30 protein-coding genes are annotated in these 26,574 nt (G+C 28.6%); 8 read left to right on the top strand and 22 right to left on the bottom strand.

Annotated features, from left to right (window positions below):
• Positions 1–879 carry an EamA family transporter gene (locus L8U98_RS02415; protein WP_263724820.1) on the top strand — a complete coding sequence of 293 codons (879 nt, stop codon included), beginning with the start codon at positions 1–3 and terminating at the stop codon, positions 877–879.
• Here L8U98_RS02415 and truA read toward each other — a convergent pair.
• From truA to glmU, 7 genes are read right to left on the bottom strand one after another with little or no spacing between them, the layout of a single operon-like run.
• Positions 833–1,567 carry a tRNA pseudouridine(38-40) synthase TruA gene (truA, locus tag L8U98_RS02410; protein ID WP_263724819.1) on the bottom strand — a complete coding sequence of 245 codons (735 nt, stop codon included), beginning with the start codon at positions 1,565–1,567 and terminating at the stop codon, positions 833–835. The two genes, L8U98_RS02415 and truA, sit on opposite strands and share 47 nt — an antisense overlap.
• Positions 1,567–2,592, bottom strand: coding sequence for an LptF/LptG family permease (locus tag L8U98_RS02405; protein ID WP_214100351.1), 1,026 nt, complete (start codon positions 2,590–2,592; stop codon positions 1,567–1,569). The genes truA and L8U98_RS02405 overlap by 1 nt, the downstream gene beginning before the upstream one ends.
• Positions 2,589–3,338: a prepilin peptidase gene (locus tag L8U98_RS02400; protein WP_263724818.1), complete on the bottom strand. Its 750-nt coding sequence runs from the start codon at positions 3,336–3,338 to the stop codon at positions 2,589–2,591. Before L8U98_RS02400 ends, L8U98_RS02405 begins: the two co-directional genes overlap by 4 nt.
• Positions 3,335–4,003: a polyprenyl diphosphate synthase gene (gene uppS, locus L8U98_RS02395; RefSeq protein ID WP_214125459.1), complete on the bottom strand. Its 669-nt coding sequence runs from the start codon at positions 4,001–4,003 to the stop codon at positions 3,335–3,337. The genes L8U98_RS02400 and uppS overlap by 4 nt, the downstream gene beginning before the upstream one ends.
• Before the next feature lies 1 nt (position 4,004).
• Positions 4,005–4,625 (bottom strand): hypothetical protein, encoded by a 621-nt coding sequence (locus L8U98_RS02390; RefSeq protein ID WP_263724817.1) that lies wholly within the window; start codon positions 4,623–4,625, stop codon positions 4,005–4,007.
• The gene (gene coaBC / locus L8U98_RS02385; protein WP_263724816.1) at positions 4,622–5,785 is read right to left on the bottom strand and encodes a bifunctional phosphopantothenoylcysteine decarboxylase/phosphopantothenate--cysteine ligase CoaBC; all 1,164 of its coding nucleotides are present in this window, start codon (positions 5,783–5,785) and stop codon (positions 4,622–4,624) included. Before coaBC ends, L8U98_RS02390 begins: the two co-directional genes overlap by 4 nt.
• On the bottom strand, positions 5,782–7,074 hold the full coding sequence (gene glmU, locus L8U98_RS02380) for a bifunctional UDP-N-acetylglucosamine diphosphorylase/glucosamine-1-phosphate N-acetyltransferase GlmU (RefSeq protein ID WP_263724815.1): 1,293 nt from the start codon (positions 7,072–7,074) through the stop codon (positions 5,782–5,784). Before glmU ends, coaBC begins: the two co-directional genes overlap by 4 nt.
• Before the next feature lie 136 nt (positions 7,075–7,210).
• On the opposite strand from glmU, the gene fliP reads away from it, so the two are divergent.
• From fliP to L8U98_RS02345, 7 genes are read left to right on the top strand one after another with little or no spacing between them, the layout of a single operon-like run.
• The gene (gene fliP, locus L8U98_RS02375) at positions 7,211–7,945 is read left to right on the top strand and encodes a flagellar type III secretion system pore protein FliP (protein WP_012661688.1); all 735 of its coding nucleotides are present in this window, start codon (positions 7,211–7,213) and stop codon (positions 7,943–7,945) included.
• A 9-nt stretch (positions 7,946–7,954) separates the two neighbouring features.
• The gene (locus L8U98_RS02370; RefSeq protein ID WP_263724814.1) at positions 7,955–8,866 is read left to right on the top strand and encodes an AEC family transporter; all 912 of its coding nucleotides are present in this window, start codon (positions 7,955–7,957) and stop codon (positions 8,864–8,866) included.
• 8 nt (positions 8,867–8,874) lie between these two features.
• A complete protein-coding gene (locus L8U98_RS02365) occupies positions 8,875–10,623 on the top strand; it encodes a bifunctional chorismate-binding protein/class IV aminotransferase (protein ID WP_263724813.1) in 1,749 nt (582 codons plus the stop codon).
• Positions 10,620–11,183, top strand: coding sequence for an anthranilate synthase component II (locus tag L8U98_RS02360; protein WP_263724812.1), 564 nt, complete (start codon positions 10,620–10,622; stop codon positions 11,181–11,183). Before L8U98_RS02365 ends, L8U98_RS02360 begins: the two co-directional genes overlap by 4 nt.
• 44 nt (positions 11,184–11,227) lie before the next feature.
• A complete protein-coding gene (locus tag L8U98_RS02355; protein ID WP_263724811.1) occupies positions 11,228–12,484 on the top strand; it encodes a TolC family protein in 1,257 nt (418 codons plus the stop codon).
• Entirely contained in the window at positions 12,481–13,221 is a 741-nt protein-coding gene (locus L8U98_RS02350) for an efflux RND transporter periplasmic adaptor subunit (protein WP_263668434.1), read from the top strand. The genes L8U98_RS02355 and L8U98_RS02350 overlap by 4 nt, the downstream gene beginning before the upstream one ends.
• A 2-nt stretch (positions 13,222–13,223) precedes the next feature.
• The gene (locus L8U98_RS02345; protein ID WP_263724810.1) at positions 13,224–16,238 is read left to right on the top strand and encodes an efflux RND transporter permease subunit; all 3,015 of its coding nucleotides are present in this window, start codon (positions 13,224–13,226) and stop codon (positions 16,236–16,238) included.
• Here the strand turns inward: L8U98_RS02345 and L8U98_RS02340 are convergent, their stop codons facing one another.
• The 15 genes from L8U98_RS02340 to L8U98_RS02270 all read right to left on the bottom strand — a co-directional run bounded on the left by L8U98_RS02340 (position 16,239) and on the right by L8U98_RS02270 (position 26,566).
• Complete coding sequence (locus L8U98_RS02340; protein WP_263668432.1) at positions 16,239–16,568, bottom strand: Spx/MgsR family RNA polymerase-binding regulatory protein; 330 nt, start codon at positions 16,566–16,568, stop codon at positions 16,239–16,241.
• On the bottom strand, positions 16,562–17,902 hold the full coding sequence (locus tag L8U98_RS02335; protein WP_263724809.1) for a class II 3-deoxy-7-phosphoheptulonate synthase: 1,341 nt from the start codon (positions 17,900–17,902) through the stop codon (positions 16,562–16,564). Before L8U98_RS02335 ends, L8U98_RS02340 begins: the two co-directional genes overlap by 7 nt.
• Before the next feature lie 52 nt (positions 17,903–17,954).
• A complete protein-coding gene (locus L8U98_RS02330; RefSeq protein ID WP_263706337.1) occupies positions 17,955–18,308 on the bottom strand; it encodes a cupin domain-containing protein in 354 nt (117 codons plus the stop codon).
• Between the two features lie 2 nt (positions 18,309–18,310).
• Positions 18,311–18,667, bottom strand: coding sequence for a 50S ribosomal protein L19 (gene rplS, locus L8U98_RS02325; RefSeq protein ID WP_012661698.1), 357 nt, complete (start codon positions 18,665–18,667; stop codon positions 18,311–18,313).
• An 11-nt stretch (positions 18,668–18,678) separates the two neighbouring features.
• Positions 18,679–19,383 carry a tRNA (guanosine(37)-N1)-methyltransferase TrmD gene (gene trmD / locus L8U98_RS02320; RefSeq protein ID WP_263724808.1) on the bottom strand — a complete coding sequence of 235 codons (705 nt, stop codon included), beginning with the start codon at positions 19,381–19,383 and terminating at the stop codon, positions 18,679–18,681.
• Positions 19,380–19,904: a ribosome maturation factor RimM gene (rimM, locus tag L8U98_RS02315; protein ID WP_263724807.1), complete on the bottom strand. Its 525-nt coding sequence runs from the start codon at positions 19,902–19,904 to the stop codon at positions 19,380–19,382. Before rimM ends, trmD begins: the two co-directional genes overlap by 4 nt.
• Positions 19,894–20,139, bottom strand: coding sequence for a KH domain-containing protein (locus tag L8U98_RS02310; RefSeq protein WP_012661701.1), 246 nt, complete (start codon positions 20,137–20,139; stop codon positions 19,894–19,896). Before L8U98_RS02310 ends, rimM begins: the two co-directional genes overlap by 11 nt.
• A gap of 2 nt (positions 20,140–20,141) precedes the next feature.
• Positions 20,142–20,369 carry a 30S ribosomal protein S16 gene (gene rpsP / locus L8U98_RS02305; RefSeq protein ID WP_012661702.1) on the bottom strand — a complete coding sequence of 76 codons (228 nt, stop codon included), beginning with the start codon at positions 20,367–20,369 and terminating at the stop codon, positions 20,142–20,144.
• Positions 20,370–20,440: 71 nt separating this feature from the next.
• Complete coding sequence (gene ffh / locus L8U98_RS02300) at positions 20,441–21,778, bottom strand: signal recognition particle protein (protein WP_263724806.1); 1,338 nt, start codon at positions 21,776–21,778, stop codon at positions 20,441–20,443.
• Positions 21,779–21,842: 64 nt separating this feature from the next.
• Entirely contained in the window at positions 21,843–22,595 is a 753-nt protein-coding gene (locus L8U98_RS02295) for a pseudouridine synthase family protein (protein WP_263724805.1), read from the bottom strand.
• Positions 22,576–23,760 (bottom strand): lipid IV(A) 3-deoxy-D-manno-octulosonic acid transferase, encoded by a 1,185-nt coding sequence (gene waaA / locus L8U98_RS02290; protein WP_263724804.1) that lies wholly within the window; start codon positions 23,758–23,760, stop codon positions 22,576–22,578. Before waaA ends, L8U98_RS02295 begins: the two co-directional genes overlap by 20 nt.
• Complete coding sequence (locus tag L8U98_RS02285; protein WP_149062431.1) at positions 23,757–24,476, bottom strand: zinc ribbon domain-containing protein; 720 nt, start codon at positions 24,474–24,476, stop codon at positions 23,757–23,759. Before L8U98_RS02285 ends, waaA begins: the two co-directional genes overlap by 4 nt.
• Before the next feature lie 11 nt (positions 24,477–24,487).
• Positions 24,488–25,213, bottom strand: a complete 726-nt coding sequence (locus L8U98_RS02280) for a Nif3-like dinuclear metal center hexameric protein (protein WP_263724803.1) — start codon at positions 25,211–25,213, stop codon at positions 24,488–24,490.
• A complete protein-coding gene (gene glyQ / locus L8U98_RS02275) occupies positions 25,203–26,063 on the bottom strand; it encodes a glycine--tRNA ligase subunit alpha (protein WP_039668538.1) in 861 nt (286 codons plus the stop codon). Before glyQ ends, L8U98_RS02280 begins: the two co-directional genes overlap by 11 nt.
• Complete coding sequence (locus L8U98_RS02270) at positions 26,060–26,566, bottom strand: DUF3972 domain-containing protein (protein ID WP_039668539.1); 507 nt, start codon at positions 26,564–26,566, stop codon at positions 26,060–26,062. The genes glyQ and L8U98_RS02270 overlap by 4 nt, the downstream gene beginning before the upstream one ends.
• Between the last annotated feature and the right edge of the window lie 8 nt (positions 26,567–26,574).

The raw sequence follows: 26,574 nt of genomic DNA, 5'->3' as shown, positions 1-26,574 counted from the left end.
ATGCCAAGCTTATTGCTAGCAAGTTTTATTTGGGCTTTTTCTTTTCCATTAATTGGGCATTTTATTACCTTAGAAATGGATAGTTTTTTTGCAGCATTTGCAAAAGTTTTTTTATCTTTATTGGTATTTTTACCTTTTTTAAATTTTAAGCTAAATTTGCATTTAAAACTAAAACTCATAAGCATTGGGGCTTTGCAACTTGGCATAATGAATTTATTTTATTATCATTCTTTTTTATATTTAAGTGTAAGCGAAGTAGCGCTTTTTACGATTTTTACACCTTTTTACGTTGTGCTTTTTTATGGGCTTTTTTCAAAAAATCTTAGATATTTATATTTTATAAGTATTTTTATATGCATTATGGGTGCTTTTGTAGTTAAATTTGATAATATTAACTCTAATTTTTTATATGGATTTTTACTTATTCAAGGGGCTAATTTAGTATTTGGAGCTGGACAAAGTTTTTATAAAATTTTATTAGAAAAAAATACAAATTTAAGCCAAAAAGAAGCTTTTGCTTATTTTTATCTAGGCGCAACCAGTATAACCTTACCTACATTTTTATTTTTTGGAGATTATAATAATTTACCATCCAATTTAAGCTCTTGGATAGCTTTGATTTATCTTGGGACTATTGCTTCAGGACTTGGATATTTTTTATGGAATAAAGGCTCTACTGAAGTAGATAGTGGAGTTTTGGCCTTGATGAATAATGCCATTATACCTATAAGTATTTTTATCAACATGAGTATTTTTGGAGTAGATGTAGAGCTGCTACCTTTTTGTATGGGGACTTTAATCATTCTTTTTTCATTTTTTATACATAAAAAAATCATGCATTATTATAATAAGAAATCTTACTCAAATATAAACCACTAGCAGGAGCTAAAAATCTACAATGAGCTTTTTTAGCATTAATTTGTTCTAAAAGCTCATTTTGGCTCATTTTTCCTTCTAATACTTTTAAAATACTTGCCATCATCATTCTAATTTGTGATCTTAAAAAACCATTTGCTTCAAAATAAAACACAGTGTAGTTGTTATAAGCATAAACTCTAGTTTTATACATTTTTCTTATGCTTGTTTTATTATCAGAGCCTTCTTTTTGAAAGAGTTTAAAATCATGCTCTCCTTCAAATAAAAATGCAATTTCATTGGCTAATTTAATATTTATTTTTGGATAAAAATACACATAAGAGGCTAAAAAAGGATTGTATTTTTCATGACTTATAATATAGCGATATGCTCTTTTTTGCACATCAAAACGCACTTGGAAATTTTCTTGCATTCTTTGAATATGCTTTATATGTATAAATGGGTGCGCAAAATGATTGATTTTATTTTTTAAATATACAAAATCTTTAAAATGTTCTCCCGCTTTTACACAAGCGACTGCATTAAATGCATGCACACCTTTATCAGTTCTTGAAGCAAATAAAGGCTTTTCATAAATACCCAAATGTGACAAGGCCTGCGCTAAGGTATCTTGGACACTAAGCTTATGTGGCTGGGTAGCTGAACCTTGAAATTTAGAACCATCATAAGAAAAAGTTAATTTTAAAAGCATTAATACTTACTTGCAATTTTTGCTTTAAAATAAAACAAAGAAGTAATTAAAAAGCTTGAAAAAATCACAGCAATAGCTACAAAAGGAGGATTATAAAAACTAATCAAAAGCGTAAAATAAGCAAAAATAATCACAAAAATTCCAAAATAAGCAAAACCTTTTTCATAACGATAAGTTACTATACCAAAAGAGAGTGCAAAAAGCACGCTAGCTAAAGGAAATAAAGCTATAAGAATATAAATAACAAATTCTTTTGCTTTTTCTTTATTGCTTGTTACATCAGACCAATACCCATAAAAACTTTGAGTATTTAATTCTTTAGAAGAAAGCTTGCTTTTAATTAATAAATTTTTAAAACTAGAAATATGCCAATCTTCTTCTTTAATCTCATAAGCTTTTCCTTCATCTAGCTTAAAAGTAATAACCCCATCATTGGTTTCTAACTTTCCTTCTTTGGCTAAAATCACTTGTTCTTTATCTTGTGGGTTTTTCTTTGGATGATACATTATGATATTTTTATAAGTTTCATCAGAATTTTTAGCATCAATAAAAACAAGCCATTCCCCATATCTTTGTCCAAATTCTCCTGTTTTTATGCTTACTTTAGCGCTAATTTTTTTATAATCTACAAAATTATCAAAAAGTTCAAAAGATATAGGTATAAAAACCAAAACCACCACAAGCATAAAAGCACTTACTAAAGCTGCAATTTTTGCAAAAAAACTTGCTATCATACTTGGAGCTATACTCAAAGCAAACAACACCGTGCTTTCATTTTCCCTAGAAAGTCTATAAAAGGCCAAAGTCAAAGCTATGAAAAAAGATATGGGTAAAGTAAAAATCAATATCTTTGGTAAAAGAAAAATATATAATTTGATTAATTCAAAAAAAGTAATTTCAATATAAGCAGTAATTTTAGCAAGTTGTATAAAAAATATAATCGAAACAATAATAAATAAAGTAAAAAATAAAGACAACATTGTGCTTAAAAACTGATTAAGCAAATACTTATAAACTAGTTTCATAATATACTTTCTACACTTAGATTAATCAAAATTCCGCAAAATAAAAAAGGAATCATAGGCATTTGATAATCTTTCTTGGCTATTTTTATAAACAACAAAAGACTTAAAAAACTTGCAATAAATAAAATTAAAAAGCCTTTTTCATAGCCAAAAATTCCAAAAATCAAAGCTATTATTATAACATCACCTTCCCCTAAACTTTCTAAAATTTCATCTCTTTTTTTAAAATTTTTAATAAAATTAATCACACTTTTTAGTATGAAAATTAACCCCGCCCCAAAACACACTCGAAATAAAAAGCTATCTTGAAATTCCTCTAAATTTAAGCCATTTTGTAAAAAATCAAAACAAAAAGCCAAAATAAATAAAATCCAAAGCCAAAGCTCACTCACTGCTTTTAGATAATAATCCATCCAAGAAAGTGCTAATAATATAGCTAGCATACAAGCAAAAATTAAAATTTGAAAAACATCTTCAATTAAATAAAAAGCAAAGACAAACAAACACGCACAAATAAATTCATTAAAAGGATAAATCAAAGAAATTCTTTCTTTGCAAAAAGCACATTTACCTTTTAAAAATACAAAAGATAACAAAGGAAAAAGATGATAAAATTTCAAAGTTTTAAGACACTTAGGACATTTTGATCTTGGACTTATTATGCTTTCTTTATTAATCGTTCTTAAAATCAAAACATTGACAAAAGAACCAACACAAAGTCCTAGTAATAAAAAGAAAAATATCATTTACCAAAGGTTCTTTTGCGTTTTTTAAACTCAGTAATAATATTTGCGATTTCCTTTTTAGTAAGTGCAGGAAATAAAGTTTGACTAAAATAAATTTCTGCATAACTTGATTGCCATAATAAAAAATTTGAAATTCTTTTAGCACTCCCTACTCTTAAAAACAAATCCACATCCTCGCTTAAGTCAAGATTTGCTTGTATATTTGCTTCGTTAATTTCAAGATTTTTTTCAATCACTTTTTTAACCGCTCTAACTATTTCATCCTTGCCTCCGTAAGAAATAGCTAAATTTACGCATAATTTTGTGTAATTTTTAGTTTGTTCTTGAAAATTTTGTATTTTTTTTAAGGTTAATTCATCTAAAAGACTTAAATTTCCTATGGCTTTAAAACGCACTTCATTAGCTATAAATTTATTTAAAGATTCATCAAGATATTTATTTAACAGCTTAAAAAGAAACTCCACTTCTTCTTTTGGTCTTTGCCAATTTTCTGTACTAAAAGCATAAAGGGTTAGATTTTGAATTTTTTCATCTATACATACTTCTATGATTTTTTCAACAACTTTAGCTCCTTGACTATAGCCAATTTTTTCTAAAAGTCCATTTTTTCTAGCCCATCTTCTATTGCCATCCATTACCACAGCAAGATGTTTTAACTCATTCATTCTACCCCTTTATATCCATCAATCTTTTAAAAACAAACATAGGATTAAGCGTATTAACTACTTCAAATTTAAAATACTCATTTAAAAAATGCGCTACTTTGGCAAAAGGTGTTTGTATGCGTGTGATTTTACCATTATCAATTATAATTTTTAAAGCACCAAAAATTTCAAAATACAAATACACCTCTAAAATATTTCCATTTTTCTTAGCTTCAAATAAAGCCCTATTTCCCTCATAAACAAAAGGTATATGATAAATTCCTTCAAAAAATGCAAAAAACATTTCCTTATAAATTTCAAACTCATATGCGCTTTTACTTTCCATAAGTCTTTGAATAATGAATTTTTTATACCAAGCTTTTTCATCACCTTCTTGCAAAAGCTTTTCTATAAGTTCAGCCCCTTCTTCAAAAAGTCTAATTTTAGGCTTTTTCAAAAGATTTTTAAAAGAAATCACGCCTTTATTTTCATAAACTTCAGCTAAATACTCCTCCCCTACTTCAAGCTCTATCAAACTTTTTGTTTCAAGCTTTTTAGTGTTCAAAAGCAATACATAGCGATTATATGCGCGTTTTTCTAAAATTTGCATTCTTACAGGTAAGGTTGAGTTGATGATATTCACCAAAGCTTCCTTAATTCTTGTGCTAAAATAAAGCCAAGTTTTTCTTTGCTTTGTTTAGAACTTTGAGAGATACTATCTTTAGTGATAAAACAAATGCTATTTTCATCACTTCCAAAGTTCATTTGCTCATTTAAGACATTCAAACACACCATATCTAAATTTTTACTAACTAAAGTTTTTTTAGCATTTTCTAAAGCATTTTGCTCATCAAATTCCATTTTAAAGCCTATTTTTTTGCCTTTAAAATCTAAATTTTTTAAGATGTCTTCATTCAGCTTTAATTTTAAATCAAGTCCATTTAAATGCTCATTTTTCTTAATCTTACCCTTATAAGCCTCAAGAGTAAAATCACTCACAGCAGCAGCCATAATTAAAGCATCAAAATCTTTGTATTTTTGCAATTTTTCTTTTAATTCTAAAGAAGATTTAAATTTTTCTAATTTATAAGGTGTTTTAAACTCTATTGAGCTAACTAACACCACCTTAGCACCTAAAAAATATAAAGCATCAGCAATTGCTTTTGCCATTTTTCCACTTGAAAAATTACTAATACATCTTACATCATCAATTTTTTCTTTAGTCCCACCACCGCTTACAATAAAACTTTTATCTTTAAAAAAATCTTCTTGCATTAGACTTTTTTTTAAAGCATTTATAATGCTATCAAGCTCAGCCAAAGCCCCCAAACCCTCATCTTTGCAAGCTAGAGTTTTAACTATAGGATCAATGATAATATAGCCTTGTTCTTTTAAATTTTTTAAAGAATTTTGAGTACTAAAATGTAAATACATATTTGTATTTGCAGCGGGTGCGATTAAAAATGGTTTATTTTTATCTACTGCTATTAAAGTTTGAATAAATAAATTATCTGCTATACCATGGTTTAATTTATTGATAGAATTTATACTAGCAGGCGCAAAAAGCACACAATCACAAGTCTTGCTAAAGGCTATATGATTATTAGTATTTTGCCAACTTTCATTATCTTCACATAAAATTTCATCTGCTAAAGCTTCAAAGCTAAGCTTAGTGCCAAATTTTAAAACCCCCAAGCTTAGCAAAACTTTAACCCTAAAGCCTTCTTTTTTTAATAAAGAAATAAGCTCATAAGCTTTATAAAAGGCTATACTTCCACTTACTGCTAGTAAGATTGTTTTCATTTTTTACCTAATTTTTTATAGTAAAAATCTTCTATGATTTGCACTTTTGCCCTATTGATATGTAAAGAGCCTTTTTCTACATCCTTACACACAGTACTTCCTGCTGCGATGATTACCTCATCTTTTATTTCAACCGGAGCGATAAATTGCGTATCTGAACCTACAAAAACATTTTTACCTATTTTAGTTTTATGTTTTTTAACCCCATCATAATTACAAGTGATAGTACCACAACCTATATTAGTTCCCTCATCTATCTCACAATCTCCTAAATAACTCAAATGTCCTGCCTTAACTCCATTTAATAAAGCATTTTTACATTCTACGAAATTTCCTATATGGGTATTTTTAAGCTGACATTTTGGACGCAAATGCGCCAAAGGCCCTACATCGCTATTTTCCACTATACTATCTTCAATCACACTTGAACTTTTAATGATAGAATTAATGATTTTTGATTTTCCTTCTATGCGCACATTTTCATACACTTCACACTCGCCTACAAACTCAACTTCATCTGAAATAAAAGTCGTCGCAGGCATGTGAAAAATCACTCCTTGCCTCATCCATTCCTTTTTAATCGCTTCTTGCATAAGATCTTGAGCTAGGCAAAGCTCAATTTTATCATTTACCCCCATAAAATCTTGCTCATTTACAAATACCGCATCGATTTCATAGCCCTTTTCTTTTGCTAAATAAACCGCATCAGTTAAATAATACTCTTTAGCTTTATTATCATTTTTTATCAAAGGCAATACTTCTTTTAAAATTTGTGCTTTTATAGCATAAACACCACTATTACAAATGTTTATAGCAAGTTCTTCTTTGCTTGCATCTTTTGTTTCTACTATTTTTTGAATTTTATTTTCTTTTAATACTATTCTTCCATAACTTTTTGGATCTTTTGCCTCAAAAACTGCTACATTAAAATCACTTTCATTTAAAGCTATTTTTTCTAAATCATCTGCTTTAACTAAAGGCATATCACCACATAAAATCAAAACTTTTTCATGCTTACTCTCATAACCCCTTAAAGCCCCTGCAGTACCTGGAAAATTTTGCAAGTCTTGCTCTAAAAAGCGTGTATTTGGAAAATACTCTAAAACAACTTGTTCAACCTTTTCTTTTTGATGAGAAAGCACCACACACACATCATCACTAATCTTATATGCTTGTTTTAAAATATGTAAAATCATTGCTTTTGAGCAAATTTTTTGAAGCACTTTTGGATTTTGTGATTTCATACGCGTGCCAAGTCCAGCAGCCAAAATAAGCACAGAAATTTTCATAATTTACCTTTGTTTTAAAAATTATTGCTTATTTTAACAAGCTAAAGTAAAAATTCTTATTTTTATAAAATCATTTTTATTCTTTTAAGAGTAAAATTGCTAAAATAACGCTTTTAATTTTAACCAAGGAAATATTTTGAGGGTTTTACTAGCTTTATTTTTATCAAGCTTGGCTCTTTTAGGCGCTGAAGCAACTATACCAACTGTAAATTTAAGCCTTAGTGCTCCAAATAGCCCACAACAACTCGTAACAACCCTAAATATAGTTATAGTTTTAACCATACTAGCTCTTGCGCCTACCATTGTTTTTGTAATGACTTCATTTTTAAGACTTGTTGTAGTATTTTCTTTTTTAAGAACAGCCCTTGGTACTCAAACTATGCCACCAAATACTATCTTGGTTACCTTAGCTTTGATTTTAACTTTTTTCATTATGGAGCCTGTGGCTACAAAATCATATAATGAAGGTATAAAGCCCTATATCGCTGAACAAATAGGTTATGAAGAAGCTTTTGCTAAAGGCGTTAAGCCTTTTAAAGATTTTATGCTAAAAAACACTAGGGAAAAAGACTTAGCGCTTTTTTATAGGATTAGAAATTTAGAAAATCCGAAAACCATAGATGATGTGCCTTTAACAGTTTTAGTGCCAGCCTTTATGATAAGCGAGCTTAAAACTGCTTTTGAAATAGGCTTTTTACTTTTCTTGCCATTTTTGGTTATTGATATGGTGGTAAGCTCGGTATTAATGGCTATGGGTATGATGATGCTACCTCCTGTTATGATTTCTATGCCTTTTAAACTTTTGATATTTGTGCTTGTAGATGGATGGAATTTACTTATACAAAATTTAGTCAAAAGCTTTTTAACTTAGCAGAATAAAATGTATATTTTTTCTTCCTTATTTAGTATATTTTGTTTGCTTTTTGGTGGATATTTTGCTAAAAAAATCAAAATTTTAAAACAAAAACAAGCGCGCGCTTTTTTAGATTTTGCTATTATTTTTGCCTTGCCTTGCTTGATTTTTGAGCGTGCTTATCATTTAAATTTTGATTTTTCTTTGATTGTTATTATATTGCTTGGGTTGGGTTGTGCTATTGTTTCAGCATTATGTTGTGTATTTTTAGCTCTTTGCTTTAAATTTAGCAAAAGCACTCTTGTAAGTATTTTTTTACTTTCTAGCTTTGGAAATACTTTATTTGTAGGTATACCTATTATTAGTGGAATTTATCAAGATCCTCATTTTTTGGGCGAGATTATCCTTTATGATGCGCTTGCTACTTCTTTGCCCGTAGCTTTACTTGCTCCCTTTATCATCTCTTTAGCTAGCGAGCAAAAGGTAAGCTTTTTGCAAAATCTTAAAAAAGTTTTTACTTTTCCACCTTTTGTTGCTTTGATTTTAGGACTTTGTTTTAAGTTTGCTACACTTCCTGATTTTATCTTTGAACCTTTGCGTATGCTTGGAGCTAGTGCCACACCTATAGCACTTTTTGCCATAGGTTTAAATTTAGGCTTTTTAAGTATAAAAACTTCTTATAAAACAACTATAATAGTCATTTTTGGTAAAATGATACTCACACCTTTAATCTTTTTAGTGCTTTTAAAGCTTTTAAATTTCAAATTAAATCCTAGCTCTATCATCGCTTTACTTGAATCAGCTATGCCTACTATGACAATGGTTGCAGCTATGATTATGAAAGCAAAACTTGATACGAATTTAGCGGTTAGTTCTGTAGCTTTTGGTATAGTTTTTGCCTTTATTTCTTTACCTATTTGGGTATATTTTCTAAGCTAAGGATATAAATGGCATTTGCTATCTTTGGAAAATATCTTTATGATAATCTTGTCTTCACTCTTAAAGCTCACACTCAAAAAGAAAGCAAAAAAGCTTTTAAAGCTATAGAAAAATATAAAAATCAATATTATTTTTTAGGTTATATTCAATATGAATTTTATAAATATCTAGAAGATAAAAATTATAAAAGCAAAGAACCTTTTTTGTATTTTTTTGCTTTTAAATCAAAAAAAATCTTCACAAGCGAAGAAAAAAATTTAAACTTTTATCCAAACTTTTCATCCAATTTAAACCAAGAAAAGTATTTTGAAAACTTTAACAAAGTTAAAGATGCTATAGCTAAAGGTCAAAGTTATCAAGTTAATTTTACTCAAGAATTACATTTGCAATCAAATCTTAATATGTATGAGAGTTTTTTAAGCCTTTATCCCAAGCAAAATACCCCTTATAAAGCTTATATGAAAAATGAATTTTTAGAGCTAGCTTCATTTTCACCTGAGCTTTTTTTTAAAATCAAAAATAAAAAAATTATCACAAAACCCATGAAAGGCACAATCAAACGCTCAAATGATCCAAAAGAAGATGAAAATCTAAAAAATTTTTTAAAATGCGATGAAAAAACCATTAGCGAAAATGTAATGATAGTTGATTTATTACGCAATGATATTTCAAAACTCATCAAAAAACATTCTTTAAAATGCGAACTTTTTAAGGTTAAAACCTACCCTACCTTACACCAACTTATTTCAAAAATAAGAGGAAAATTAAAGCCAAAAAATGATTATTTTAAAATTTTCAAAGCCCTTTTTCCATGTGGATCCATCACAGGAGCACCCAAAATAGAAACCATCAAACTCATAGAAAATTTAGAGCAAAGAAAACGCGGGGTTTATTGTGGAGCGATAGGTTTAATCCATAAAAACAAAGCAAAATTTAGCGTAGCCATACGCACTTTAGAGAAAAAAAATAATGATGATTTTTTAAGATATGGTGTGGGAAGTGGGCTTGTGTGGGACTCACAAAAGCAAGATGAATTTGAAGAATTAAAACTAAAAAGCAAAATTTTAGAACCTAACTTTTACTTGTTTGAAACAATGTATTATAAAAATCATTCTATTTTATTTTTCAAAGAACATTTACAAAGAATTTTAAACTCAGCTAAATTTTTTGGCTTTGATACTCAAAGATTAATGCATGATTTTAAAAATATACTAGAGAGTAAAGATAAAAAATTCCATTTTAAATCTTTACAAAATTTCAATAATTTTGTTTTCAACCATCATCATTTTTTTACAAAAAGTAATTTTACTCAAAAAGGCTCAAAAGCTATTAAATTAAAACTTTTCAAAAATGGTCTTTATGAGTTTGATTTTAGCAATATACAAGAAAATTCAAGCAAAAAACTACTCATAAGTAAAAACATCGTAAAAGTAAATCTTTTAACACACCATAAAACTTCTCTGCGTAGTTTATATGAAGCAAATTCTCATCTATGGAAAGAAAATATTTGCTATGACATAGTTTTTTTTGATGAAAAAGGCATACTTTGTGAGGGTTCAAGAACTAATATCATCATAAATTTAAATGATGAGTATTTTACTCCTTATGCTAAAAACTGCCTCAATGGCATTTATAGACAAGCACTCTTAAAACACAAGCTCATCAAAGAAAAAGATATCACTAAAGATAAGCTTTTAAATGCTAAAGAAATTTATGCTATTAATTCTTTAAGAGGTTTAAAAAGGGTATTTCTGTGAAAGTTTTGATTATAGATAATTATGATTCTTTTACCTACACTATAGCCTTTTATTTAAAAGAATTAAATATTACTTATAAAATCATTAAAAACGATAAATTTAAAAACCCAAAAAAGCTTAAAAAATATAATTTTACTCATCTTTTAATCTCCCCTGGACCAAATTCTCCAAAAGAATCAAAGCTAAGCTTAAAAGCTATAAAATATTTTAAAAAAGATAAAAAAATTCTTGGAATTTGTCTAGGACACCAATGCATAGCACATGTTTTTGGTGGTAAAATTTCTAAACTTCCAAATCCAACTCATGGTAAGGTAAAAACTATAAAATTTAAACCAAACCCACTTTTTAAAAATCTTGAACAAAATTTTAAAATTTGTTTATATCACTCTCTTTATGTTAGCCATATAGGTAAAAAATGTGAAATTTTAGCCCAAAGTGAAGATAATATCACCATGGCTTTAAAACATAAAAAATACGACATTTATGGAATCCAATTTCACCCAGAAGCCATACTAAGTCAAAATGGTAAAAAGCTACTTAAAAATTTTCTTGCTTTATAATTACTTTAAGTTATATTTTCTATAATAAAACAAAAAGTTTAAAAATGAAAATTTTATATTTACTTTTCTTGCCTTTATTTTTGCTAGCTAATAATCTTAAAGAATTTATAGATTTAAGTTTAAACAATGAAAATTACTTACAAAAGCAACTCCAATTTTCAAAAAGTATTTTAGAACAAGAAAGCGTGCAAAATGCTTATTTGCCAAGTTTACATTTAGGTGTTTCTTATCTTGGCTCAAACAAAGATCGCTTTATCATAGAACCCCAAGAAAGTCTAATGAGTACTCTTTCACTTAAATTTTTACTTTTTGATGGGGGTAATAGAGAAGCAAAAATCGCTAGCATGCAAAGTCTAAAACAACTTGCTCATCTTGAAAAAGAAAACATGGCAAATTATATGGCACTTAGTGCTAGTGTTTTGTATTTTAATTATCTTAGTTTAGAAAGTATTATAGCAAGTGATAAACAAAAAGAAATCACTCTGCAAAATCAACTCAAGCGCTTAGAAAATTTTTACCAAGCTGGACTTGCTAGCCAAAGTGAACTTGAGAGCATAAAAGCAAAATTTGAGTTAAGCTCTTATGAATTGGCTCAAAATGAATTAAAACTATATGAATTAAAAAATGAAATTTATAATCTTAGTAAAACGCATTTTACGCCTTCTTTTCAAAATATTTTACAAGAACCAAGTGCAGAAAAAAACAAAAGCTATGAAATAGCCCTTATGCAAGAAAAATTAAATTTAGAAAATTTAAAAATAGACTCTGTTAGAGCTGAGTTGTTTCCAAAAATATTTTTACAAAATAGTTTTAGTTTTTATGATATGAACTACAATCCTAAATTACCGCATGAGCTAAAATCAACAAGCGAAAGCTTTTTAAAAGAACATGGACAAAGCAATCGTTTTATTTTGGCTTTTGAGTGGAAAATTTTTGATTTTGGTGCTAATCAAAAAGCTCTAGAAGCTCAAAAATATACAAGCAAAATCACTCAATTAGAGCTTGAAAAAACTAAAAGAAAAGTAGATATAGAACTAGATAATCTTTTACAAGAAATTGAAATTTCTAAAGTTAAAATAAAAGCATTAAATGCGAGCTTCAAAGCAGCTAATTTAGCTTTTGAGGCCATTGAGAAAAAATACATTGCAGGACTTTGCTCATATGTAGAATACCTAAATGCATTAGAATTAAAATACAAAAGTCAAAGTCAGCTTGAACTAGCTAAAAATGAATATGAAATCACGAAAGCAAGGTATTATTTTACAGCTGGAATTGATATAAAAACAAAGGTTTTAGAATGAAATTAGTATTTTTAATTTTATTTTCTCTACTCACTTTAAAAGCTGAAGAAATTTATGCTAGTTTTGATGTGCTTGCACAAAATCAATCAAAATTATCCTTGCAAAGTGCTGGTATAATTAAGGCAATTTATGTGAATGTTAATGATAAGGTAAAAAAAGATCAAGTTTTACTTAAACTTGAAGATTCTAGCGAGCAAATAGCCTTAAAATTAGCACAAAATGAATACAAACTTGCCACTCTTGCGCTAGAACATGCTAAAAGTTCTTTAGAAAAATTTAAAAAGGTACAAGAAGTTATAGATAAGCAAAGTTATGAAAATGTTTTATTTGAGTTTCAAAAAGCACAAAGCTTGCAACAAAAAGCCTTTTTAAATATACAACATTACAAAGACTTAATTGATAAAAAAACTCTAAAAGCACCTTATGATGGGATTATTTCTAACAAATATATCGACATAGGCGATGGAGCTAGGGGAATTTCTCATGTTTTATTTGATTTTTTTTCTTATCCAAAAGTAAAATTGCTTTTAAGTTTTGATGAGAAATTTAAAGATAAGGTAAAAATTGATGATATTTTTATTTATAAAATAGACTCAAATGAAAAAGAATACCAAGGCAAAATCACACTTATTTATCCAAGTATAGACATAAAAACACGAAAAATTTATGCAGAAGTTGAGGCCTTAAACTTTACTCCAGGTTCTTTTGGAGAAGGAAAAATCATCACCAAGGATTAATCTTGTATCGTTTTGCTATTAATAATCCTATTGCTGTTTTGATGTTTTTTATCGCTTTAGTGATTTTTGGTACTTTTTCTATTTTTAGTATGCCCATTAATCTTTATCCAAAAGTAGATATTCCTTTGATTAAAATCACCACAACCGCTAATGGGGATTTAAAATTCATAGAATCTAAAATAACCAAAGAAATAGAAAATGCAATTTCAGATGTACAGGGGATAAAAAATATCAATTCTACAAGTTATAATAATTTTTCTATTTCTGTTGTTGAATTTGAATTAGGCAAAAACTTAGAAGTAGCTGCAAATGATATTAGAGATAAACTTAATACTATTAATCTTCCAGTAAAGCCAACCTTAGAAAAAATATCCCCTGATACAGGATCTGTTGTATCATTATTTTTAAGTTCCAAAGATCATTTAAAACTTATGCGTAAGATTGACAATGATATAAAACCATTTTTACAAAAAATTTCAGGAGTTGGAACGATCAATGATATAGCCTTTTTAAAACCACAAGTTCAAATCAAACTCCTGCCTAATGCCTTGCAAAAATACCACATTAATGCACTTGATGTAGCTAAAATCATCCAAAGTCATAATTTTAAACAATATCTAGGTGAGTTTGAAAATTCAAAAGATAATTTCACCATCAAAGGATATTTTGAAGCACAAAATTTAAAAGAGTTAGAAAATATACGCATTTTTAGTGGAATATTTTTAAAAGACATAGCAAATATTAGCTATGGCTTAGAAGATCAAAAGCAGTTTGCAATGCTTGATACAAAAGATGGGGTATTACTTGAGCTTAATAAAATTTCTGGTTATAACTCCTTAAAAGTTATAGAAAATATCAAAAATTCTTTAAAAACATTACAAACAATAGTAGGCAATGAGATAGAAATTAAAATAGTTTATGATAAAAGCCAAAATATCTTAAAACATATCAATCAAGTTATTTTTGATATGGTTTTTGGCGTGATTTTGACACTTTTAATAGTGTATGTATTTTTAAGAAATATCAGTGCGACTATTTTAGCTTTTATTGTTTTACCAACTTCAATTATTTCTAGTTTTTTTCTCATTAATCTTTTAGGTTATGATATTAATCGCTTAACCATCATAGCTCTTACTTTAAGTATAGGAATTTTTATAGATGATGCTATAGTTATTATTGAAAGTATAGCCAAAAAAGCAAAAACACTCCCTCCTTTACAAGCTTCATTTGAAGGAATCAAAGAAATAGGCTTTAGCGTTTTAAGCATTAGTGCGGTTTTATTGTGTGTGTTTATACCTATTGCTTATATGAATTCAGTTCCTGGTTTATTTTTTAATGTATTAGCTACTAGCGTTGCTTCTGGTGTGATTATAAGCTATCTTGTAAGTGTATTTTTAATACCTACCTTAAGTGCTAGATTTTTAAATACTAGCGAAAGTACATTTTATAAAAAAAGTGAATTTTTATTTATAAAACTTGACTTATTTTATGAAAAGCTACTTTATAAAGTTTTAGCTAATAAAATTAAATTTATCCTATCAACGCTTGTTGTAATTATTTTATGTTTTTCTTTAGCTCCTAAAATAGGCTTGGATTTTCTACCTATAGAAGAAGATAGTGAAATACAAATTTTATTAGAAAGCAAAAACGACTTATCTTTAGAAGCTATGAAAGAAAAAAGTTTAAAAGTATATGAAAATATAAAGCAAGATCCAAGTGTTGCTTATGCATATTTACTTATAGGATATAATGACGCAAAAGAAATTAAAAAAGCAAAAATTTATGTAAAATTAAAACCTTTAAATGAAAGAAAATTCAGACAACCTAAGCTTATTAGCCTTTTTCAAGAAAAATTAAACTCCTATGAAGACTTAAAGATAAAAGTTTTAGAACTCCCTAAAATAGAAGGAGCAGGCATTGAAGATCCAGTTCAAATTCAAATTTTAGGTGATGATTTAAAGCTAATAAAAGAAGCTATTAATAGAATGAAAGAAGTGTTTTCAAAACACGAAGGCTTTGTTGCTATAGATGATAATGAAGGGGATTTAAAAGAAGAAATTGCTATTAATATCAATAGAGAAAAAGCTGCCAAACTTGGTATTAACCCTCAAGAACTTGCTTATGTCTTGGCTTATTCCTTTGGAAATTTAAGCGTTGGAAATATGGATTATAAAAATTTTAAAGATGAAATTATCCTTAGCTTTGATGAAGCTTTTAAGCAAAATCCAACTAGTTTAGAGCTAATAGAACTTAAAAATCATAACAATGAAAGTATAAAACTTGCTAGTATTGCTAGCTTTTCTTATAAAAAAGATCTTTCTTTAATTAACAGACACAATAAAACTACTAGTATAAAACTCACTTCAAGCATAGAAAACATTTCTTTGGGTGAAGTAAGAAAAATTTTTGAGTCCAATTTAGCTTATATTTTAGGAAAAAATAACCTATCTTTTGCTTATTCTGGTTTTTTGGACTTTTTAGATGATACCATTAGTGGATTTTTGTTTTCTATATCTTTGGGGATGATTTTGATTTATTTAATTCTTGCTTCTTTGTATTCAAGTTTAATACTTCCTTTAATCATCATGATAAGCATGCCTTTGGCTTTTGGTGGAGCTTGTTTTGGAATTTTTATCACAGGAAATCACTTTTCTTTATTTGTGCTTGTGGCTATTATTTTGCTTTTTGGAATGGTAGGAAAAAATGCTATATTATTAGTAGATGTAGCTAATAAAAAATGCGATGAAGGTATGGAAGTAGAAAAAGCACTAATTTATGCAGGAAAAAGTCGTTTAAGAGCCATTTTAATGACAACTTTTGCGATGATTTTTTCCATGCTTCCACTAGCACTTTCAAGGGGTTCTGGTTTTGAAGGAAATTCTCCTATGGCCATTGCTATTATATTTGGTCTTATTAGCTCAACCTTACTTACACTTTTAGTAGTGCCAGCTTTATTTAAATTTGCTCATAATTTAGATGTGAAAATTAAAAAAATCTACCAAAGAGAGAAAATTTAATTAAAAACTCTCATATTCTTTAGCTATAAAAACTTCATCATCTTTTACAATCAATGGGCGTTTTATGAGTGTTGGACTTTCTAAAATCATTGCTTTAATTTCATCTTGGTTTAAATTTTGAAGTTTTTCTTTATTTAAGCCTAATTTTCTAGCACTCATACCCGCTGTATTTACAAGCTCTAAAACACTCCTTTTGCTAAGCCAAAAATCTAAAGTTTCCTCATCTAGCTTTTTAATATCTAAAAATTCAAATTCAATTTGCTTAGAATTTAAATAATCCATAGCTTTTTTAACACTATTGCAATTTTTAATACCATAAAATTTTAACATTTTCTTGCCTTTTTAACTAAGTCTGCTATGATAAATGCTAATTCTAAAGCTTGGTCAGCATTTAATCTTGGATCACATTGTGTTTCATAACGTTTAGAAAGTTCTTCTTGAGTGATATTTAAAGAACCTCCTACACATTCTGTTACATTTTGCCCTGTCATTTCCAAATGTACCCCACCAGGATATACTCCCTCACTCATAGCTATTTCAAAAAACGCACGCACTTCTTGAATGATTTTATCAAATTCTCTTGTTTTAAAATTACCTGACTTAACTGTGTTTGCATGCATAGGATCTATGCTATAAAGTATATTAAATCCTTCTTGTTTTAACTCTTTAAATAATTTTGGCAAGGCATTTTCTATCTTATCACATCCCATACGAATAATGAAATTTAATCTTCCTGCTTCATTATGCGGATTTAAAATACTTACTAGCTTTTTAATCTCATCTAAATCATAATTAGCACTAAGTTTAACACCAAGTGGATTTTTCACTCCACTTAAAAAATGCACATGTGCTTCATCTGCTTTTCTAGTACGCTCACCTATCCAAAGCATATGTGCTGAACAATCATAAATTTCCCCGCTTAAACTATCTACCCTAGTTAAAGCCTCTTCATAAGGTAAAAGCAATGCTTCATGAGAAGTATAAAAGGCTGTTTGAGAAAGATTTGGAGTATCGGTGATACCACAAGCTTGCATAAAAGCTAAAGCTTGAGTGATTTTTTCGCTAAGTTCATCATATTTTCTCCCAAGCTCTGCTTTTTTTAAAAAACCCAAATTCCACTTATGCACTACTCTTAAATCCGCTAAACCACCTCTTGAAAAAGCTCTTAACAAATTTAAAGTCGTAGCACTTTGATAATACGCTTCTAGCATTCTTTTAGGATCGGCTATTCTTGATTTTTCATTAAATTCAAAACCATTAATAATATCCCCGCGATAACTTGGAAGCTTTACTCCTTCAATTTTTTCAAAATCACTACTTCTTGGCTTTGCAAATTGTCCTGCAACGCGCCCTACTTTAACGATGGGACAAGATCCTGCAAAAGTAAGCACTATAGCCATTTGAAGCATAACTTTGAACATATCTCTTATATTATCTGCGCCAAAATTTACAAAACTCTCAGCACAATCTCCTCCTTGAAGTAAAAATGCTTGTGAATTTACAACATTAGCAAGGGATTTTTTTAATTTATCCACCTCACCTGCAAAAACAAGCGGTGGTAATTTTGCTAATTTTTTAACAACATCTTGTAATTCATTTTCATCAGGATATTGTGGTTGTTGCTGAATTTTATAATTTTTCCAAGAATCTTTAGTCCATTTCATAGCTTAACTTCCTCATTTTAGTAAGCTAAAATTATACAAAATGAGGCTTAAATTAAGATTTTAAAACACTTTCAACACGCTCAAGACTATCTTGCTTATATAAAGTTAAGCGCACTATAGAATCTTCTAACGCTAAAAGATTATGGATTTCATGAGCTTTTAAACTTACACTATCCAGTGTTTTAAGTAGAATTTTTTGGTTTAAAACTCCAAAATCAATGGAGCCTTTTAATACTTGTATGGTAATATCAAAAGGCGCTTTATGATCTTTCATAAAGCTATCTTTTGACATAGTTATGCAGATTTCTTTAGCATAAGCATTTTCTATTTTCTTAGATATATTTATGCCGTTTTGAATTTCTTGTTCCCAGGAAATTACTTCATATATTTGAGTTCTAAATTTCACTTTTATTTTTTAAGTTCTTTAATACGAGCAGCCTTACCTCTTCTATCTCTTAGGTAGAATAATCTAGCACGGCGCACACGACCTCTTCTTAATACTGTAATACTTTCTAAACTTTCACTATAAATAGGGAAAATTCTTTCAACGCCTACATTGTTAGCACCGATTTTACGTACGATGAAAGTTTCATCTACACCATTTCCTCTACGTGCTATACAAATACCTTCAAAATTTTGAATTCTTGTTTTATCGCCTTCTTTAATGCGAATAGCAAGTCTTAAAGTATCTCCAGCACGAAATTCTGGAACATTTTTACCTTCAATTTGTTTTTGCTCAAATTGCTCAATGTATTTATTTTTCATAACGATATTCCTTAAAATTTGCGTTCATGCTTTTGATACAAATCAGGACGAAAATATTTCGTTTTGCAAGACGCCAAAGTAGTTTTTAAAGCTGTGATTTTAGCGTGATTTCCCTTTAAAAACTCTGAAGGCACATAAAATTTTTTATTTTCCTTTTCAAAAATAAAAGGTTTGGAAAACGATGGGGCTTCCAATAAGTCATTTTCAAAACTTTCTTCACTTAAGCTTTCGCTATTTCCAAGAACATCTTGAATATTTCTGCTAATAGCATCACACATCACCAAAGACGCTAACTCTCCACCTGTAAGTATAAAATCACCTATAGAAAATACCTCATTAGCAAATTCTTCCACAATGCGCTCATCCAAACCCTCATATCTACTACTTACAAAGCAAATATGATCTTTCTTACTTAATCTTTTAGCATCAGTTTGTTTAAAAGTCTTAGCGCAAGGCAAAAGAAAAACAAAATGAACATTTTTATCTTGCTTTTTAATATGTCTTAAGCAATCATACAAAGGCTGAGCTTGTAATAAAAGCCCTGCACCTCCTCCTATTTTATAATCATCTACTTTAAAGTGCTTATTTGCGGTAAAATTTCTAGGATTAACAAAAGCAAATTCTAATATTCCCTTTTCTTTTGCCCTTGCTAAAATAGAAGTTTGAAAATAAGGTTCAATAAGCTCTGGGAATAAACTTACAAAAGTATATTTCATGAATTTTCTAAAATATCTAAAGCAGATCGTGTGAATATTTTTTTATTTTCTACATCAACTTTTTGAATATATTTATCAACATAAGGAATATAAAAGTTTTTAACCTTTGTCTGTAGTTTTTCATCACATTTTATACAAAATAAAAATCCCGCTCCATTTTCTAAAATGTCTTCAACTGCACCTAATTTTTGCTCATTTTCAATAATATCACATCCAATTATATCAAAATAAAAATATTCATCTTTTTTTAATTTACAAGTTTCTTTTGTGGCTTCAATAGTTTGAAAAAGAGTAATATTAGTTAAGGTTTTAGCAGTCTCAACACTCTCAAAACCTTCAAATAAAACTAAAGATCTAGTTTTATCAAAAGCCTTTATGGTGTAAATTTTTTGATTAATATCAAAAAATTTAGCACCTATTTTAAACTGCTCATAAAAATCACTAAGATTATGTAATCTTACATAACCTTTTAAACCAACACTTTTCCCAAGTTTAGCAACTTGGACTAAATCATTCTTCAATGGCTTTTACCGTTATACGATATGAAGTTGCATCTTTAACTTTATAAGCCATAATGACTGTTTTTATTGCGTTGATTAATTTTCCATTTTTTCCGATCAACTTACCAGTATCAGATGGATCGACATAAATGATAATTTCAGCAAAATTATTTTCTAAATTTTGTCTTTGTATATCAACTTTTTCAGGAAAATCAACAATTAATTTTGCGTATTCTCTTAAAAAATTTTCAACCATTTTTATTTGCTTGTAATAGCTGCTACTCTATCGCTTAATTTAGCACCTACGCTTTTCCAATAAGCTAAACGCTCAGCATCAAATTTTACCACTTCAGGTTCAACCATAGGATTGTAATATCCAATGCTTTCTATCCAGCTACCATCGCGTCTTTTTCTACTATCAGTTACAACTATACGATAAAATGGTCTTTTTTTACGCCCCATTTTTGTAAGTCTGATTACTGTCATTTTAATACTCCTAAAAAAATTAAAATTTTGTTATAGATATTTTAACTCATATATCCATAAAAAAGCTTTAATTATTGCGGTCTTTTAGCTTGCTGCAACATATTCATAAAGTTTTCCATTCCTTTTTTGTTTGAAAATTTCTTTGCCAACTTAGCTGCATTACTAAATTGTTTTAAAAAGCGATTTACTTCCATTTGAGATAAACCAGCACCCTCTGCAATACGACGCTTTCTTGCGTTATTTAACAAATCAGGATTTTCTCTTTCTTTTGGTGTCATTGATGAAATCATTGCCTTAATATGAATAATTTCTTTGGAATTATCCAAATCAATATCTTTAATATTTGCTGCCATAGATGATAAACCAGGTATCATGCCAATGATTGATTTCATACTACCAAGTTTTTTAACGCTTTCCATTTGATTTAAAAAGTCATTAAAATTAAATTCACCTTTTTTAATTTTCTTATTAAGTTTTTTTGCTTCTTTTTCATCTATAATAGCTGCGGTTTTTTCAGCCAAAGTCGCTAAATCACCCTCGCCCATGATACGATTAACAATTCTATCAGGGATAAATACTTCTAAATCAGCTACTTTCTCACCAACACCAATAAATCTTAAAGGCACACCAATTTGTTTTGCTATGCCTAGCGCAACACCACCTTTAGTATCTGCATCAAATTTACTTAAAATAACCCCTGTAATTTCTAAAGCCTCATTAAAGCTACTTGCTGTTTTAACTCCATCTTGACCACTCATAGCATCAGCTACATAAAATACTTCATCAGGATTTAAAATAGCTTTTACATCTTTAAGCTCACTCATCAAAGCTGTATCGATTGCTAAACGGCCGGCAGTATCTACAAGCAAAACATCATACATAGAATTTCTTGCTTTTTCCAAAGCTTGTTTAGCTACATTTAAAGGATTACTTTCATTTTCTATGAAAAATAAATCAAGCTCATTAGCTTGAGTAAGTTGTCTTAGCTGTTCTACTGCAGCTAATCTTTGCAAATCACATGCAGCAATTAGTACTTTTTTATTTCTTAATTTTAAATAATTAGCAATTTTTACCGTAGTAGTAGTTTTACCACCACCTTGTAAACCGCACATCAAAACAACCGTAGGCGGCTTACTAGCAAATACAAAACCTTGATTTTTACCTTTAACACTAAGAATTTCTTCTAAATTTTTCTTAATTGAGTCTAAAAATTGTTTTTGACCTATGCCATTAGTTTTTACATCATTTTCTACTAAAGTAAGTAATTCTTTAGTAACTTTATGATGTACATCTGCTTTTAAAAGGGCTTTTTTTAAAGTGTCAAGAGCATTTTTTAAAGCTTTTTCATCATCAACAAAACGAAGTTTATTAACTGCGGATTTAAATGACTCACTAACTATTTCAAACACTTTATTTTCCCTTTATTAAAATTTTAAAAAGCTAAATTATAAACCCTTTTAGCTTTAAACGCCTTTAAAAATTTAAATTTTTTATTTCAAAACCATAAGCATTGAAGCTCTCATCAAGTAAGGCTTTAAATTGATAATCAAAAATATGCGTTTCATATGAATGCAAATACATTCTAGAAGAGCTAATTTTTGCATATTTTTCATCACCTATAATACCATGTTTTATATGATTTAAATGTACTCTGATTTGATGTGTTCTACCTGTTTTAATGACTGCTTTTATTAAGGTTTTTTTAGCATTTACCATTAAAGGTATAACCTGAGTATGAGCTTCTAAGCCAAATTTATCGATTTTACTAAAAGCTCCGGATTTATTTTTTATAGTAGTTATTTTTTCACAAATTTCAAGTTCTTCAGCAATCACTCCATCAACAATAGCCAAATAACTTTTATAAACATTTTGCTTTTTATATTCTTGAATACATTTTAGTCTAAATTCCTCATCTTTACTTAAAAGTAAAACTCCACTTGTTTCCTTATCAAGTCTATTGATTAATTTAGCATTATAAATACCTTCTAAATTCTCACTAATCTCACCATAAGGCTTATTTAAAGCTATGATTTTATCATCTTCAAAAAGTATTTTTGCTTTTTTTATTTTTTGCACAACAAATCTTGTTTTAGAACTCATTAAAGCCCTAGCTATAACAACCTTTTTACCCATAGCAAAAACACAGCCTTTGTCAATCAAATCCTTTGCTGTGTTATTAGAAATTTTTTCTTGCATTGCAAGCAATTTATAAGCTTTTTCTTGCATCTAAACCTTCTTTTATGCTTAATATAATTTCATTTAAATCACTTTGTTCTTTAAGTTGTGCTTGTGGTAATTTTTGCTTTAAAAAAACATTTATATCTTTTGCACTCTCACAAATATACAAATCATCAACTTCTTGATATAAACTTTCTTGATTAAAATAATATTTCCCTGAGATAATAACATTATTCCATCTAGCTGCCTCTATAGGATTATGCCCACCTATATTATCTACAAAAGAGCCGCATAAAAAAACCACATCACTAATCTTATAAAAACTTTCTAGCTCACCTAAAGTATCTAGCAATAAACATTTGGCATTAAAAAAATTTGCAAAATTATTTTCGCTTAAAGTAAAGTCTGAAAATTTTTGCATATTATAGTGGTTTTTTTGACAAAAATCTTTTAAAATTTTCTCAACTTCACCAAAACGCTCTGGATGCCTTGGGGCGATAATCAATTTATCGTTTTCTTCTAAATTAATTTCATTAAGTAATAATCGTTCTTCATTTTCATGTGTACTAGCAAATATAATAATCCTAGCTTTGGGCTTGGAATAGTTTTTCACTTGTTCTTGTTTTATATTAGCTTTGATATTTTTATATGCTATAACATTTTTAGCGCCCAAGCATTCTAATCTTTCTTTGTCTTTTTGACTTTGTGCAAACACAACATCAATATATTTAAAAATCAAACGATAAAAAAAGCTAAAACGCTTGTAATTTTTTAAAGATCTATCGCTAATTCTAGCATTTAATAAAACAACTTTTGCATTATAAAATTTAGCCATAAACACAAGCATAAGCCAAAGCTCTGCTTCAAAAATAACCAAAACTTTACAAGGTCTCATCCAAAAAGGTACAAAAATCTCAAAAGGGAAAAAATTTACTTTTTTAGAATATTTTAAAGCTTCACCAAAACCAGTTTGAGTTATGGTTGAAATTTTACAAGCTGGAAAAAGTTTTATTAAAGGAATAAGGCTTTTAATTTCACCAAAAGAACATGCATGAAAATACACGTCACCTTGTTTTTGCCTTAAATTTTTGTAAAGAAAGAATCTTGATTTTAATGATATTTTATACTTTTCCTTACAAAAACTTAAAATCAATAAAAAAGGAGCTGCAATTATATATATAATCACAGCAAAAATATAATAAAAAAAAATCAATTTTGATTTTCTTCTTTTTCTTTGTATAAAATTCTTCCACAATGTGGGCAAGTTATGATTTCATCACCTTTTAAAACAGCCAAATAAGTTTTATCATAAATTCTCATAAAACAGCCATAACAAGCATGTTTTTTTACAGGAACTACTGCAGTATTTCCCGCCCATTTTCTAATTTTTTCATAAAAAGTTAAAACTTTTTGATTTATTTCACCTACTAATTTTACCTTTTTATCATAAATTTGTAATCTTTCTTTTTCAATATCCACTAAAACAGTTTTAGTTTGAGCATCAATTTGATCCACTTCATTTTCAAGTTCGCTTCTTTTAGCTTGCAATTCTTGTATAAACTTTTCTTTATTTTCTAAAATTTTATCCAATCTTTCAATTTCTTCATTTGCTGCATCAAGTTGTTCTTTGGCTATATCCTCTTCAATTTTTAAAGCATTTGCTTCTTTTTCAGTTTTTACTGCTGCACTTTTTTTGGCTATTTCTTTTATTTTTACACCAAATTCTGCAATATGATTGTTGTTTTGAATTTTTTGATTTTCTATATCTTTAATATCTTTCTCAAAACCTGCAATTTCTTCTTCTGTTTTATCAAGTAAATTGCGTTTTTCTTTTAAATCTTTTGTAGCATCTTCTACTTTATTTGCAAAACCATCAAGTTCTTTATCAATTTGCGATAAAGCTATAAGTTGTTCTAAATATTTACTCATTGAAATTTTCCTTAAAAATATTGAAATGGATTTTTTGAAACTGATATTATAACTTCTAAATGAAATTTTTGCAAATCTTTTGCTAAAATTTTACCAAAACAAGATTCGCTTTCATAGTGTCCTATATCAATCAAACTAAGTTTATTATGATAACTTTCCAAAGCTTGATGATATTTAAAATCTCCACTTAAAAAGCAATCTGCCTTAATACTAGAAATTAAATCTCCTCCACTACCTGTGCATATTGCTAAAGTTTTAATTTTCTCATTACCTGCATTTACAACTCTTATGTAATCAAGCTTCAAACTTTTTTTTACATGATTAATTAAATCGCTAAATTTAAAATCAACATCACAATAAATTAAAAACTCATTTTGTTCTTTAATCTTAAAACCTAAAATTTCACGAGCAAAATAAGCATTTAAATGACTTAAGTCAAAATTCGTATGCATAGCAATTAAAGCTATGTTTTTTTGTATCATTTTAGTAAGAATATTTTGCGGATAAAACACCCCGCTTAAGTTTTTTAAACCTTTAAAAATCAAAGGATGATGAACTATAAAAAGTGAATTTTCGCGTGCGTTTTCAATTAAATGCATATCCACATCAAGAGCAAGATAAATTTGATTTATTTCTTGATCTAAAGTTCCAAGTAATAGGCCGCTATTATCCCATGAACTTTGCGTACTAAATGGGCTAATAGTATCCAAATAATCATAAATTTCTTTAATTTTCATCTAAACTTTCTTTATACACCAAAGCACAATTTTTAGATAATTCTCTAATTTTAAGCATAAAGTCTTGTCTTTGAGTTACTGAAATAGCTCCTCTTGCATCAAGCAAATTAAAAGTGTGCGCTGCTAACATACAATAATCATATGCGGGTAAAGCAAGCTTTGCTTCTAATGCATTCTTACACTCATTATAGGCATTTTCAAATTGCACATTTAAAGTTTTAACATCACTTACTTCAAAATTATATTTACTAAATTCAAACTCACCTTGCTTATGAACATCTTTATAAGTAATTTTTTCACCGTTAAATTCATTCCAAACTATGTCATATACATTATCTACATCTTGCAAATACATTGCGAGTCTTTCTAAGCCATAGGTAATTTCAGCACTTACTAAATCTACGCTTATACCGCCAACTTGTTGAAAATAAGTAAATTGTGTTACTTCCATGCCATCAAGCCAAACTTCCCAACCCAGACCCCAAGCACCTAAACTTGGACTCTCCCAGTTATCCTCAACAAAACGAATATCATGTGATTTTAAATCAAAACCTAAATTTTCTAAACTTTTTAAATATAATTCTTGGATGTTATCAGGGCTTGGTTTAATCAAAACTTGAAATTGATAATAAGCACCTAGTCTATTAGGATTTTCACCATATCTTCCATCAGTTGGTCTTCTACTTGGTGCTACATAAGCAGCTGCCCAAGGTTTTTTACCCAAACTTCTTAAAAAAGTTGCAGGATGAAAAGTCCCTGCACCTGCTGGAAAATCATAAGGTTGCATAATGGCACAACCTTGTTTTTGCCAAAATTCTTGTAAGTTTAATATCATTTGAGAAAAAGTCATTTTTCTTCCTTTATTTCTTCTGGCTTTTCAGGTGAATTTGCATATAACTCTACTGTTTTATTCCACATCATTTTGTATTTTCTTTTTAGAAATTCCACTTCATTGCGCGCATATTTGAGTTGCTCGTTAAGATTTTCTATGGTTTTTCTATCTTCATCATAAAGTTCTTGCATAGAATAAAGAGCATCTTTTAAAAATTTATTCTCACCCTTTAAAGCTTCTAAGGTCTCATCTTTAGCATCAAGAACTTTTTCGTGTAAGTTTAAAATAGTTCCTATGGTTTTTTCTACAAAACTTTCTCCTGCTAAAGTCATAGAATTTACCATAGCAGGTTGCTTTGAGCTTGTTGGAACCACACTAAATGTTCCTTGATTAGCCTCAATATAAATTTCACCCTCTTCTTCTTTGAAATTTAAAGCACCATTTGCCATCATTCCTTTTACAACATCTTCAGATAAATGCACTAATTGACAAAATTCTTTTAACTTCAAGTAAGTTTGCATAAATACTC

The sequence above is a fragment of the Campylobacter sp. RKI_CA19_01128 genome (genome assembly GCF_025771175.1).
In the GTDB taxonomy this organism is placed as follows: domain Bacteria; phylum Campylobacterota; class Campylobacteria; order Campylobacterales; family Campylobacteraceae; genus Campylobacter_D.
The sequence above is the reverse complement of the archived record's forward strand: the minus strand, read 5'-3'. Positions and strand labels throughout refer to the sequence as shown.